The organism is Mucilaginibacter auburnensis (assembly GCF_002797815.1).
GTDB lineage: Bacteria > Bacteroidota > Bacteroidia > Sphingobacteriales > Sphingobacteriaceae > Mucilaginibacter > Mucilaginibacter auburnensis.
The window spans coordinates 314251-328840 of record NZ_PGFJ01000001.1; the positions used below are offsets into that span (position 1 = coordinate 314251).

At 41.9% G+C, this 14590-nt stretch carries 6 protein-coding genes; all 6 read right to left on the minus strand.

All coding sequences use genetic code 11. The features are described from left to right. Window positions 1-419: 419 nt before the first annotated feature. Complete coding sequence (locus CLV57_RS01425) at window positions 420-3179, minus strand: gliding motility-associated C-terminal domain-containing protein (RefSeq protein WP_100339583.1); 2760 nt, start codon at window positions 3177-3179, stop codon at window positions 420-422. A gap of 111 nt (window positions 3180-3290) precedes the next feature. Further along, window positions 3291-4328 (minus strand): DUF5627 domain-containing protein, encoded by a 1038-nt coding sequence (locus CLV57_RS01430; RefSeq protein ID WP_100339584.1) that lies wholly within the window; start codon window positions 4326-4328, stop codon window positions 3291-3293. Between the two features lie 25 nt (window positions 4329-4353). After that, the gene (locus CLV57_RS01435) at window positions 4354-6162 is read right to left on the minus strand and encodes a RagB/SusD family nutrient uptake outer membrane protein (protein ID WP_100339585.1); all 1809 of its coding nucleotides are present in this window, start codon (window positions 6160-6162) and stop codon (window positions 4354-4356) included. Between the two features lie 23 nt (window positions 6163-6185). Next, window positions 6186-9035: a SusC/RagA family TonB-linked outer membrane protein gene (locus tag CLV57_RS01440; RefSeq protein WP_100339586.1), complete on the minus strand. Its 2850-nt coding sequence runs from the start codon at window positions 9033-9035 to the stop codon at window positions 6186-6188. Between the two features lie 19 nt (window positions 9036-9054). After that, window positions 9055-10941: a RagB/SusD family nutrient uptake outer membrane protein gene (locus CLV57_RS01445; RefSeq protein ID WP_100339587.1), complete on the minus strand. Its 1887-nt coding sequence runs from the start codon at window positions 10939-10941 to the stop codon at window positions 9055-9057. An 11-nt stretch (window positions 10942-10952) separates the two neighbouring features. Beyond that, window positions 10953-14318 carry a TonB-dependent receptor gene (locus tag CLV57_RS01450; protein ID WP_245856809.1) on the minus strand — a complete coding sequence of 1122 codons (3366 nt, stop codon included), beginning with the start codon at window positions 14316-14318 and terminating at the stop codon, window positions 10953-10955. Window positions 14319-14590 lie beyond the last annotated feature (272 nt).

Consider the following 14590-nt stretch of genomic DNA (forward strand, 5'->3'; position numbering starts at 1 on the left):
ATTCGAATCAAAATATTCGGTTACCAAAACGGTTACCTGGAGATAAGAAATACCGATCTATAAGGTCAAAAAAGGCATGTTTGCGGACCCGTCCATTCCGCAGAAAAGGGTGTCGAAACCCACCAAAAGCTCTCGTTTCAGACTAGGTTTGGATCAAGCAGAATAATTGGGGGATCGAATGTTTAAACAACTCTGCAGTCACTGCCTCTAACATTCAATCCGTGGCGATCAGATTGTATAATGTATAAGCAGTTTGCAGCATTTTTAGTATTTCGTCGCCGGATCGATTGTCTCTTTTCAATTGGGGATGTTAATCCATGTACAGTCTGCAAAGCCATTGGCCATAGTTTTCTCACCTCAACGGATGGCATCGTTCACCATTGTACTATCTAGAAACTGCTCAAAATGATGATCTTGATCTACCTTAATATAGTTAAAGGACCTTTGAGCGGCGCACACCCGGCCCCAAGGTCAATCAAATAGTAATATGTGCCCACCGGCAGGTCTTTGTTATTTAATTTCCCTGTAAACGCTGAAGAATAGCCGCGGGAGTGATATACTTCAGCACCTATTCTATTGAAAACCCTGACGGTTAGATTCGGATAATCGGTTACATTAGTAATATTCCACGTATCGTTTACGCCATCGTTGTTGGGTGTAAAGAAATTTGGAATATTTATACCCGCCCCTATTACGTGAACGCTTAACGCTGTCCGGGGACTAACGCAAGATCCAGATTCCAAAGAAATATAATAGATAGTATTACCGGTAACATTTTCTGCAAAACTGCCTGTGTTATTTTCCTGTAAAGGCACCTGCGCTGTTGCAGAGCCATAAAGTTTGTATTTGCCCTTAGCCGGATTGATAACCCTAAGCTGCGCTACACCCGGATAGCAAATTTCCACCGACGCTACCTTAGGTGCAGACAAAACAACATCGCGGGCAGGAATATCAAAACTAAGCGCCACGCGGCTGCAATCTGTATTATCAGCTCCTGCAATAGTTAAAGTGTAAGTGCCTGCTTTTGCCGATGTGAGGGTTTGAGCAGTACCTACTGTTATACCAGAGGCATCCTTCCAGGTAAAATGGTATGGCGCTACACCGCCGTTTACCTGCACACCGCTAATGCTACCCGTTGCAGAACTGCAATTATCCGGCATAATAACAACACTATTAACGTTTGCCTGAAGTGGCGCACCCGTTGAGGGAGTGCTTGTTGCAGTAAGAATAACAGGCCCATAACTGGTCTCGCATCCCGATACGGTTGTTAGCTTGAGGTAATAAGTTCCGGCCCCAACATTTTTAAGGTCTATAAAAGTACCTACCGTTTTTTGATCAGCATCAATCCAACGTACAGAAACCGGATCAGCGTAATTTTGATTAACTATGATCAAGCCCATAATGCTTCCATTTTTTGAATCACAAAAAGGCTGCTGCACTTTAAGGTAGTAGTCATTCACCCTCACGTTAAAATCCTGAATATCATAGAACATTGTTTCTGCAGAACAATAACTACCGGCCACCAATTTATATCCACCAGGCGGCACACCTATAAGATCTAATGACGTTGACACAACCTTTCCGTCCCTGTCAAGCCATCTAATGTTATCTGTATTAAATACTTTGACCTTCCTGATAGAACCAAGCTGTCCGCATCTGGCATCCGTTATCTGTACCTCATCTGCATTTACTGTAATTTGCGTAAAGTTTGATGATTTTTTGCCCACATGCGAATTAGCAATCACAAAAGCATTTACAGGGTTTGCAAATGTATATCTCCATACCCCTGCAGCATCTGCAAACGTAGTGGCTATTAATTTGTAGGGCGAACAATGGGTATTACATTGGTCGGCCTGAAAAAGATCTACAATAGCGCCAGGCGAGGTTGTACCGCTAATGGAAGTATTTGTTGCGCTTGTTACTTTTATTAAAGGGATGTCATCATAGCCCGAATCAAAATCATTAATGGAGATACATTGAAATGAGTTTCGCATAAGCAGCAAATTAGTTACTGCGGCTATTGCAACACCATATTCAGAATTAGCGAAAACATTTGCCTGCGCTGGGTCTGTATCTCCAACCTGCAGATCTCCAAGAAACCGTGTTAAGGAAACTGCTGTACCTCTGCCCATGTATGGATCATTTCTGTTGAAATTTAAAGGCAGGGTAGCACTGCGGTCTGTACCAAACCAGTTATGTTTAATTATTGCCTTGCCTTTTAAAAAATCAAGCTTTAGTCCATAATCAACGTAGTGGCTGAGAACATTTCCCGTAAATAGAATATCAATAAGGGTGTTTGGATCGGTTGGGTTGATATCACCGCCAACAATTTTTACACCCGCCATACTGCGCTTGTTGGTAGTTTTCCCGTCGCCTTCAACGCCAATATTGTTGTCAATAAATACAAGCTTAGACAGCTCTGTTGTATTGGCAAGCGAAACAACTAAATGTGTCAACAATACGTTACCTGCGCCGGGTTCGCCAAAATTCAAGCCAATAATGCGTTGTAAATAAATGGTACCCGTATCGCCCGGATCTTTGTTGCTCGTTCTTCTTTGAAACGTGTTGGCAACTATAGTTAGTTCCCGGCAGTCGGTCATTTCTATGCTTTGCTGGTTGTATCCGTCAAACCAATTGCCTTTACCTGCTTTTCCTATAGTGATACGTTTTCCGTTAGTTATCACTATTCCACTGCGGCGGGAGCGGTTAGGGTCTGATGATCCGGGTAAATTTGTATCCCAAAATAAAAAGCCATAAACCTCTAAATCATGTACACCATTACCCTGAAATACGTTAAAATCATTTAACGGCTGAATAGTAGATTTTATAACTACATTTGTATTTACTGTGCCGGCAATAATATTTCCGGGCTGACTTGTTGCATCGATGATCAAATTAGACGAAACATCCGGCAGTTGAGTGTTAACTGTAATAGTGAAATCAGCTTCGGTAGAGCCCGGCAGGTTAAATAATATGCGGTCTGGCGAGGTATCGCCATTAGCCGCGGCGGCTGTAAGCGCTGCCCGTAAAGTGCCGGTACCACTATCTGCCTTTGACGTTACCAGGATATCTTCAGCGGCCACATTGGTAACAGCAAAAAGTAGCACAAAAAAAAGCAAAGCATTTTTAATGCATTTTTTTGAGATGCAACTTACAACTATATAAACACCACCCGGCATGCTGTTATATCAATTAGATTTATAAGTGGTTAACTAAACATATAATGCAAAACAGCAGACCTTGCATTTGAGCCGGGCCTGCTGTTTGTGGTATTTATATTTTGTTTTTAGTTACTTGATCACTACATCAAAATATTCGGCTTTTAAACCCCTGTCGCGTACTACCAACGTATCTTTGGTAGCGTAGGTTACATTCAGGTTTTTAAAATTAACCGTATAGTCTAAATAAATCGCACTTCGGTCTGTTCCTCCTATGCTGTTCTTCTCGCCTTTTGAAACAAACTTACCTGTACCTGTAATGTCAAAACTGGCGGGGTTGTTACCACTTACCGTACAAGTGCCGTTGTCTGCAAATGTGAGCACTAATGTAAACGGAACAGTAGTACCAGCACTGTTTTTAATTGACAATGGCAGGTTAGCCTGGGTTAACGAACCTGTCGTAATGTTAACTACCTGGTTATTTTCAACATATGGCGTACGCCTAACTGCCGTTGAAGTTGTTCCGCCGGCAGGTGTAATTTGATCTACACCTCTTCTTAGATAATTACCATGCCATGGGTTAACATATTTTACGCCATACAGTATGTAATCTTTAGGTGCAGTTACCCAATCTGACGCCTTTACCCGCAAAGGGTTTGGAACGCTGGTGCTACCTTTCAAAATCGAATCTGCACCGGTAACTTTAGTCATTACCAATGGGATAACATAATTTGCTTTTAATGCTGACGGATCAGCAAAAAAAGCATCGGTTAATTTAACTTCAACACCACCCAACAAGCTTCCGGCAGGAATTTTTATCTGGTTAGATGCTAACTGATAATATTGAGTAGGCATAGCTACAATTTTAGGTCCGTTGTTGTTGAAGTATAGATTATTCAACAAAGTCTCATCTACTCTTACATCTATCAACACGTCTTTCTTATTGTCATAAACGCCGCCCATAGTTGCTTTAATAGACACCTTATGCTGATTATCTAAAGAATTATCCACAAAAAGATCTTCGCCCAACTCAACGGTACGCAAAGGATACTGACTGGCAAAATAAACGGTAGAGTAACTAAAATTAGGATACACAATCGGAGCATTTTTGCATGATGCCAACAAGCCCGCCGAAGCCGCCAACCCTATAATTAATTTATTGATTTTCATTTTTCTTAATTTAAACTCATTATAACTATTTCCAATTCGCGTTCTGTAACAGCATATTGTATTTTAAAATCTCAGAATTTGGAATAGGACCAAAGTACATGTAGTTTTGGTAAGCACGCGTTTCTACATTGTTAAGCGGAGTATAAACAGTTCCATTCACATCCATTCCTCTTACTGTTTCATTTAATTTGGTAAGATCAACCTTCCAACGACGGAGATCCCAGAAACGGAAGCTTTCGAAACTTAGTTCTAAGCGACGCTCGTTACGGATCAGCTCCCTCATTTTGCCTTGATCACCCTTAACTTCCTCTAAATAGGGGTCAGCTGATAAACCAAGCGCTCTTTTACGGATAGCCTTTATAACATCGTAAGCTGAATAACCCTGAGTACCAGCGCCTGTAGGACCATAAGCTTCATTAGCGGCTTCTGCATAGGCAAGGTACATTTCGGTGTAGCGCATGCGTGGGTTGTAGTGCGTTTTACCATTGGCTCCAACAGAGTTACGGTTAACATCCATACGCAGACGTTTTTTCATGTAATAGCCCGTGCGGGTAGAAAAACCGGGCCTTGCATTGATACCATCGTCAGAACCTGAAGCACTTCCGGTTCTGATTACAGTGTTGCTAACACCTGCGGTGGCGCCGTTATATATAATATATTTTGCAAACCTTGGGTCTCTGCCTACATAAGGAGCAGCAGCAGAATAACCTGAAGCAGCATTGTCAATTGGATATCCGTTAGCCATTGGGAAAGCATCAACCAAGTTTTGAGATGGATTCATGTAGCCCGCACCTGTTGTGTTTGCACCGTTTAGTGTAGGCGGGAAATGCTGGTTTTCCTGAGTAGCATCATTCGTTACAATGTTTTCTCTCCAAATGATCTCAGAAGGATTATTACCACTGGCCAAATTGTCAATTTCAGATGCGTTAGCATAATAGGTAACGCCTGTTGCAGGCAGGGCATTTACGCCGCCTTTATAGTTAATTATTGCAGCGGCATTATTAGCAGCGTCTGCCCAGGTTGCCGGGTTAGCCGCGTTTTGAAAAGCCGGACTGGCCGCTAACAACGATGTTCTGGTTCTTATAACTTTAGCTATTAATCCGTTAAATAGCTGGCGGCCATACTGTCCCATTACACGGTTATAGGTATCAAAATTGCCTGTATACTTCTTAAACCTATCTGGTATCTGAGCATTGTTGGATATGTCGTTATATTCCAAAGGAAGGTTAACTTCTGCACTATCCAAATCTTTATAAATCTGTTTAACGCAGGCATCAAAGCTGGCGCGCGGCAAATTGAATGGCGCATTTATATCCTGGTATTTTGTTACAATAGGCACACCCAGCAATTGTCCGTTACTTGCAATTCCGCCATGGTTACGCAATAAGTAGTACATAAAAAGCCCGCGCAAGCCATAAGCCTCGCCACGCATCCTCAAATTAAATAGCCTGGCTGCTTCCGGATCACTCGCCCATTTAACCTTGTTGGAGTTTTCAAGAAACAAGTTAAGGTATTGCATTGCCTCATAACTCTGGTTCCACACAGAAGCAGGATTATTTTGAGATGACCATGCGCCTGTTGCGAGTTCGGTATAGGCTCTTAAGTTTGCGTTTGTATTGTTTTGCTGGTTAGTTACCGCGTCGTCAGTAGCGTATTCAGAGTTATCGTAGTAACCCGGTATATTCCTATAAGCGGTAACCAAAAAACCCTGAGCAAAATTCACGTCGGTATACATCTGGTCAAGAGACTTTAAATCCTCCGGCTCAGGGTTAAGGACTTTTTTACAGCCTGCAAAAAGCAACACTGCCAATCCAAGAAATATGATCTTTTTCATATATTTTTAGCTGATAATCTTGATTAAAAAGAACCTCTTACACCTATATTGAAAAAACGGGTTTGAGGTGCAGAACCTACGTTAGTTTCCATGAACTTACGTTCCTTTGATATAACAAGCAGGTTATCGCCTTGTACATAAACACTCAGGTTATGAACAAAAGATTTATTAAATAACTTGTCGTTAAAGTCGTAAGTAAACTGAACGCGGCTCAAGTTAAAGCGGTTTATATTGTACATCCAGAACGTTGAGTTTTGAAGGTTGTTACTTCCGCTTGTAGTGGTAAGACGAGGATAGGTAGCTGTAGCTTTTGTAGCATCTGTCCAACGGCCCAATACAATATCAGAATACTTACCGTTACCGGCAACCCAATAATAAGGGTTGCTCTTATAACCAACTGCGCCGCTTACTCCTGACCCTAATACAAACATGGTTAAGCGTTTCCATTTAACCGTAAGATTTACTCCATAAGAAAATGGAGAAACGCCGGAACCGCTATGCCCTAAATTTACCTGGTCCTTGGCATCAATAACCCCGTCTTTGTTAACATCACGGTACTTTATGTCGCCGGGCATAACCGAAGTACCACCAAATGTTTGTCTGGCAGAATTTGCTATATCTGCCTGACTTTGGAAAAACCCTTCGGCTATGTATCCAAAATTGGCATCAATAGGCAAGCCTGTTCTTGCCAAATATGGCTCTGCCGGCAGTTCATCCCTACGTAACACTTTAGAGTTAAACACCATACCTGTAACGCCCAATGAAAATTGCACCTCTCCAACCTTCTCATTCAGGTTAACAGCAAAATCAAAACCTGTACGCTTTTCTTTATTGTAGTTTATCCACGGACGGAAATCACCAGAGCCTGCAAAATATGAAGGATAGATAGAAGTACCGCGGGCAAGCAAGCCATCGGTAATTTGCGAAAAGTAATTAAGGTCAAGCGTTATCTTGTTATTAAATAGCGCAGCATCTAATCCAACTGAGAATTCGTTGCGTTGTACAAATGTTAAATTAGGGTTGTCTGCCTGGCCAACAAGTGTTGTGCGTCCGCCAGCTAAACCGTCGCGCCAGGTATAAAAACCGCCCAGCGTAGCGTTGTTGCTATAATAACCCTGATATAAAAATTGATCAACCGCGCCGGTTGTGCCCGGTCTTGTTCCGGTAACATCAAGATCTTGCTTAACCGAAGAATAAGAACTCCTTAGCTTCAAGTCGCTGATGAAAGGCAAATTATCTTTTATAAAATTTTCCTCGCTTATACGCCATCCGGCTGATACTGTTGGCGAGAACCCGTTACGTTTTCCAGGGGGCAATTTAGCTGAATGCAGTACCGCACCTGAGAAATCAAGATAATACCTTCTTTTATAATTGTAACCAGCCTGGAAACCAAGATTAGTATTTTTTACGGGTTGGTAACCGCTACCGCCATCACTTGAAAACTGCGTTGTGTAACCCCAACCTAATAAAGCTGCATTAACATTGTGATCATTATTAAATGTGCGGTCATATCCAAACTGAGCTTTTAAAGACACAGTTTGTGTATACGAAGATGTTCCTACAGACTCATTTGTTGAGTTTCTGTCAACACCAAATTTTTGTAGATCGGTTATTATATCCTGACCATTCACTGTAGACCATGTTGGCCTATAAGTTGCATAAGGCAGTGAGTAAGATTCAGTATATAGCGAGGTATAATCTAAACTGGTGGTAGTTTTAAAGCTTAATCCTTGTAAAACCGCGCCCAAATCCGCATTAAAACCCAGGTTATACATAAATGTATTTGACTTGGTTCTGTCATAACCGGCGGCCAGCATATCACTCAACACGTTGGTTTGATTGGTACTTTGACCACCAAGCAAATACTTTCCGTCAATAACATGGTTGCTATTTTTTACAATAGTTTGCAATGCTGGGTTGTTAGGATCCAACATGCTTATTGGAATAAGCGGCGAAAACTTATTGAAGTTTGGAGCAATTGTTGATGTGGCGCCCCAAAAATTGCCTTTTCCAACATAGCTATTGGCGCTAACGGCCGCAGCGTCAATAGTGGCACTTAACCTTTTACTAAGCTTAACATCCACATTCCCTCTGATGTTGAACTGCAAACTGTTATTATTTTTTTGTTCGCCGTATTTAAGCAGATCGTTATTATATGATAAGCCAAAATTGGTATAGTAACGCGCTGCTTCATTACCACCGGATACCTCCATGGTGACATCAGACTTGTTATAGAACTTTTTAAGGTAGTCAGAACCAAAAAAATCTATATCAGCATATCTGTAAGGGTTTGTACCGGCACGTGTAGCGTTAATCTCATCTGCTGTATAAGCCGGTGCAATACCGTCATTAGCTAACGCCTCGTTATAAAGCGTTTTATAATCGGCTGCGTTAAGATAGTTAGGGTACGATTTAGGCACATAAATACCTGTATTGGCACGTACATCAATCTGCAAAGGCTTTATACTGCCTCTTTTTGTGGTGATCATCACCACGCCTTTAGCGGCGCTGCTTCCATAAAGTACCACTGCGCTTGCTCCTTTTAGTACGGAGATAGATTGTACTTCTGTCATGCGTATATCTGAAGCACGACGCGGAATACCATCAACCAAAACAAGTGGCGCCTGGCCCCAAACGTTCCCGGTATAACCGGCAATAAAGCTTCCTAAATTGTCTAAGCTGTTTGTGCTGTAACTCTTTTTTAATATTTCAGTTATATCTACCGATGCGGCAGGTACGATCAGATCTTTTTTGGCAACCGTGCGAAACGCAACATTTACCAAACTGTCTGTTTTTTCTTGTGCATACGCTGTTGCAAACCCTGACAGCAAGACAATCAGTAGCGCGCAACAGTTCCTTATATTTTTTCTCATTACTTTCTAGAATTTTTAGTTACCAACCCGGGTTTTGCTTAAACTCAGCATACATGTTTATGTCTGATTGCTGGAAAGGAAACCAATAATGGCGCTGAACCAGTGGTCTTTCTAATAGTACTGTTTCTCTGAAATTATTCACCTTGGCATTCCGAGGGTCTGCATACACTTGAGCATTGGGAAGGCCCCTATCAAACTCAACAGCTTTTTTAAATGTGTATGGGCGCTCTGTTAACAGCAGCCAACGGCGCAAATCTGTAAACCTATGACCTTCAAAAGCCAATTCAACTGCGCGCTCGCGTCTAACCTCACTTAAAAAGTCGGTAGTATTACCTAAAAATTTAGCAGCTACCGGAGCAACACCTGCTCTTTGACGCACTTTGTTAATTGCATCAACTGCTGATAAGGTGTAACCTGTGGCAATGCTTTGCGGCGTACCATATCCGGTTGCGGTAGCTTCGGCATACAGCAGATACACGTCTGATAAACGCATCAGGCTCAAGCAAAAAACATTATTCTCTCTGTATCCGTCAAACTCATTCATCAGTTTAGCAACAATTTTTGAATTGAGATAACCGGTCCAAACCTTTTTATTGTCGTTAGCAGTTCTGAAAAGACCACCTGTGAACAAACTCGCATATTGCCTGTATTCGTTATTGCCTACAGCTCCGCCATTTTGCACACATTTTTCGCCATCAATCATAATGTCATTATAAAAGCGAGGGTCGCGATTTCTCCATGGATATGATGGATCGTAACCGCTTTCCGGATCTGCTTTTTCAGGATCAGCAATTGGCAAGCCATTGGCCATGCCATAATAGTCAACATAATTAGCGGTAGGGTAAACTTTAATACCGGTTGAATGAATAACCAATGGGCGATAATCATTAACCTGATTCCAGCGGAAACGACCGGTCACGCCGGCAAGGTTCTCAAGTAAGATAGCCTCCTTTAAGCCCGGAACTTTACCACCGGTATTCCAGGTATTAAATATCTCACGGTATTGTGAAAATGGCGCTAATTCATACCTGCCAGTTGATTCAATAATTTGCAGAGCCTGAGCAAGTGCATCAGCACCTTTTTTGCAATATGCTGCATTATAAGCACTGCTACCTGTTGATGATCTGTTCATTAAGGGACTGCCGGCCCACAGGTAGTTTTTACCCATGTAAGCAAGAGCCATTATTTTGTTGATACGGGTATTGTTATTACCAAGGGTTACCTTACCAACTGTTGTTGCATCCCAATCAACGGGTAACAAATCAGCAGCTTTTTGCATATCTGCTCCAACTTTATCTGCACATGCCTGGTAGCTTAAACGAGGTAATTTAATAACCTGATCTGGAGGGTAAACCTGATCTATATATGGTACACCGCCCCAAATTTCCATTATGCAATGGTGATAAAACGCTCTGAAAAAATATAACTGACCAGCAATCAGGTTTTTTTCTTCGGTGGTTGCATCAGTCAATTTATCAAGATTTGCCAAACCCAAATTAGCCTTACGTATGCCATACCATGACAAACCCCAAAGCTGTCCTTTTGATGCGTTGTCGGCATTGCTGGCACCCCGTCCGTCGGTTCCAAACATATTATAATAAGTTGAGTTCCAGGCAGGATAGTTCCCCTGGTCAACCTGGTAAGACATTAACCGGGTTTCGCCAACTTCCCAAAACTCGTCTTCGCCCAGGTTCCAGCAATTATGCGCTTGATTAAGGCTTAACAACGGAAGACAGTTATACAACTCTTCGGTGAACCCTTGAAAGTTTACGAAGTTTTTATAAGGATCTGTTGGTAAAATATCGGCAAGCGGAGACCGCTCCAGATATTTTTTGCAGGAATTAAGCGTGCCGGCACCCAACACAACCATAACAACCAACACAAATTTTTTCATGTAATTTTTCATTGCTAAATAGTTTATAATGTTAAATCAACACCTAAATTGAACCTACGTACTGTAGGATAAGCACCGTTAGACGGATCATTACCACCGGAAGCAAAGTTTGATTCGCGGTCATCAGGCATTTTCGTCCACAAAAGCAGGTTATTTCCGCTCACAAATATTCTGCAGCTTTTTAATCCTATGCTTTTAATAGCCTTAACCGGAAGCGCGTAACCTATTTCAACGTTCTTTAAACGAACGTACGATCCATCGTAAGAGTAGCGCGTGCCAGACCCGCCTATGCCGTCAAGAACACTCCAGCGTGGTGGAGGTACCTCGCCACCGCCATTTTGCAGATAATAAAATGGTCTTTCAACAAACATCACATTACTCTTTCCTTGAAAATCAGGGAAGTTGATAAAACGCGTAACGTTGTTTACTGCATAGAACTGGGCAAAAAAGCTGAAATTTTTCCAGTCAAAACCTATAGATGCATTGTAAGTGTTTTGAGGAGTACCAGTATAACCATAAGGCGCCTGGTCTTTAGCGTCAATCACACCATCTGCATTAAAATCAACTATGTTATAATCACCAGGTAGTTTATTTTGGTTATTGGCCGAGCGAACTGTACTTCCAAGCAGGTCATCCCAGCTTTTTAGGAAGCCATTATCAATATAACTACGGGTTTGTCCTATTGCATAACCCTGCTGCATTTGATATGCCGGGGTTAAAGCCGGGTCATCACGGAATACTGTTAAGTTGGTAGCATGCGTCATGGCTGTGTTTAGATACACACGCAAACCATTTGAAAACCTGTGGTTTAAGCGTAGTTCTATTTCGTAACCCTTACTCTTAACCTCGCCCAGGTTGGCATTTGGTACTAAGTTGCCATAACCAAAAAACGATGGTAGAGCACGTGAAGGGCCACCTATCATGATCCTTGTCCTTCTGTCATTGAACACGTCTACACTACCAGCTATGTCGCCGTTAAAAAACCCAAAATCTACACCAACGTTACGTTTTTCTGCAGTTTCCCAGGAAATATTCGGGTTACCGATGGCGCCTTGTCTGTATATAGTATATGGCGTATTAGCCACCGGGCTGCCCATTTGCGTATTTCCGCCATATATATACGAGTCGCGGAACAGCCACGGGTCACCTCCAACGTTGTCGTCTCCAATTCTTCCCCATGAACCCCTTAGTTTAAGCTGACTTACAAAAGTTAGCTTCTCCATGAATTTCTCTTTGTTGATTGCCCAACCGGCTGACAAAGACGGAAAAAAAGCGAATCGATAATTAGGCCCGAATTTCTCAGATCCGTTATAAGCGCCGTTGGCCTCAAAAAGATACTTTTGTTTGTAATTATACGTTGTACGGAAAACCCAATCTTCGCGATATCGTGGAAAGCTTCCTCCGGTTGCATTACGCTGGCGTTGCAACACAGCCAAACCGGTTATGCTGTGATCGCCAAAGCTACGTGCATAATTTATATGAAACTGGTAGTTTATGTTTCTGTATATGCTGCCATTGGCTACAGTACCACCAGCAGATGACCAGGCGATAGCATCATTAAAGTCAAATTGTGTACCTGTGTTTCTTGGTTGTTCGTATGATACAATACCGGTGCTTGGGTCTATATACATACGCTGAGCCGGATTAAACTGGTCATTTATACCACGGCCGTTCTCAGCAAAAGTATTGTCTAAAGAAAGGCTGGCCCTAACACTCAGTCCTTTGGTTACCATACTTAGTTCCTGCTGCAAAATAAAATCTGTTGTTAGCTGTGTTGTTGTACGTTTTTCAACGCCCGAATAAGCCAGCCAAAAAGCAGCATTAGGCTGATCCTGAGTTGCCACAGGATAAAAACCGTAATATCCGCTTTGGTATATTGGTTTGAAAGAATCCGGTGCTGTACGATAAGCTGATGACCAGTAAGAGCCATCCCCATTAGCTAAACCGAAAGGAACCTGGCGCACGCCGTTTGAACCAAATAACTTGGTTGAAAATTTAGTAGTTTTAGTAAGATTGAAATCAAGGTTACTACGAACGTTAAACCTGTTATAACCAAATTGAGAGTTATACCCCCTGTTATTTTGAAAGGTCTTAAACAAATCTCCTTCCTGGGTTATGTCTACTCCGGCAAAATAATTTACCAATTTTGAACCACCCGAAACATTTATAGAGTTATTATATGATTGAGCACTGCTTCTGAACAGTTCCTTTTCCCAGTCAACATTTGGATAGCGATCAGCCTCGTAAGCATCAGCTGGATAGCGATACTTATCAATTCGCTGTTTGGGAGTATATCCAGACCACGTATTTATGTCGGCAATAGACTCTCTCTCTATAATTTGGTTTTTTAACATCAATGCGTCGTACGAATCGTATTTCGCCGGTAATTTTGACGCGATCTTTGTAGTTGTATTTGATCGTACGGTAATTTGGGCTTTGCCTTCAACACCACGCTTAGTAGTAATCAATATAACGCCATTGGCACCACGCACACCGTATACAGCTGTAGCCGACGCATCTTTAAGCACAGATACACTTTCTACAGAACCAATGTCTATGTTAGATATAGATCTTTCAACACCATCCACCAAAATTAATGGCGAGCTACTGTTCCATGAAGTTACACCACGAATTACGATCTGTGGATCCTCGCCGCCTGGCTGCCCGGAAGAAGCTGTGGTAATAACACCCGGCAAATTTCCTGTTAAGGCCATACCCAGGTTGGTAACACCACCTGTACGTTGGAGGTCTTTACCCATAGTTTGTGTTATAGCACCAACAACGCTTGCTTTTTTCTGCTCACCGTAACCAACCACCACAACTTCATTAAGTCCTTGCTCTTCAACCTGTAGTTTTATGGTAAGGTTTAATTGATTGCTGCTAACAGTTACTTCCTGCGGTTTGTAACCAATAAAAGATACAACCAATACAGATCCCGCCGGAGCGTTTATTGAAAAGCGGCCATTTTGATCACTGGCTACAGCTACATCTGTACCTTTTATTTTAATGGTGGCACCAGTAACCGGCTCGCCTTTTTCATCAAGTACTTGACCGCCCACCAAAAATCGGGGCGCAGTTGAAACAATTTCCTTGTTTTCAACTTCTTTTATAACAATTATCTTGTTAACGATACTGAACGTAACAGGTTGATCTGCCAACAAATTTTTAAGGGCGTTCTCAATGCTGACGTTCTTAACATCAACCGTAACGGGCTTTGTTTTCTTTAACAATGCGTCTGGGTAAACAAACGTATAGTTAGTTTGACTCTTGATTTTAGTAAACACTGCTGCCAGGGATGCATCCTTCTCTGATAAGGTTACCCTTTGAGCGAAACTGTTCGCTATTGATTGTGAATAAAAAAACAGGAGAAAAATGACGGTTAACTTCATAGCTATTACTTTCTTATTTAAAGAGAAAGTCGATAAAGAAAACCGCCCTTTTCTGCCTTTAAAAAAGATAAAAATTAAATGCATAATTTTACACGGGTTTAGTTTGAAAATTGGTATGACAATGCTTGATTATTAAACCTTAATACGCCGGGAGTGCTGGTAACGCTTCCGGCTTTTTTGGCTCAATAAACCTACCCCGTCCCCAAACTATTTGGAAACAGCATAGCGGTTAATGTTTTACTTTTTAGCCTTTGGTTATAATTGGTTTTATG

Bases quoted from the DNA above. Each gene is read 5' to 3' on its own strand.
- CLV57_RS01425 (WP_100339583.1), bottom strand. From the start codon at position 3,179: ATGCCGGGTGGTGTTTATATAGTTGTAAGTTGCATCTCAAAAAAATGC.
- CLV57_RS01430 (WP_100339584.1), bottom strand. From the start codon at position 4,328: ATGAAAATCAATAAATTAATTATAGGGTTGGCGGCTTCGGCGGGCTTG.
- CLV57_RS01435 (WP_100339585.1), bottom strand. From the start codon at position 6,162: ATGAAAAAGATCATATTTCTTGGATTGGCAGTGTTGCTTTTTGCAGGC.
- CLV57_RS01440 (WP_100339586.1), bottom strand. From the start codon at position 9,035: ATGAGAAAAAATATAAGGAACTGTTGCGCGCTACTGATTGTCTTGCTG.
- CLV57_RS01445 (WP_100339587.1), bottom strand. From the start codon at position 10,941: ATGAAAAATTACATGAAAAAATTTGTGTTGGTTGTTATGGTTGTGTTG.
- CLV57_RS01450 (WP_245856809.1), bottom strand. From the start codon at position 14,318: ATGAAGTTAACCGTCATTTTTCTCCTGTTTTTTTATTCACAATCAATA.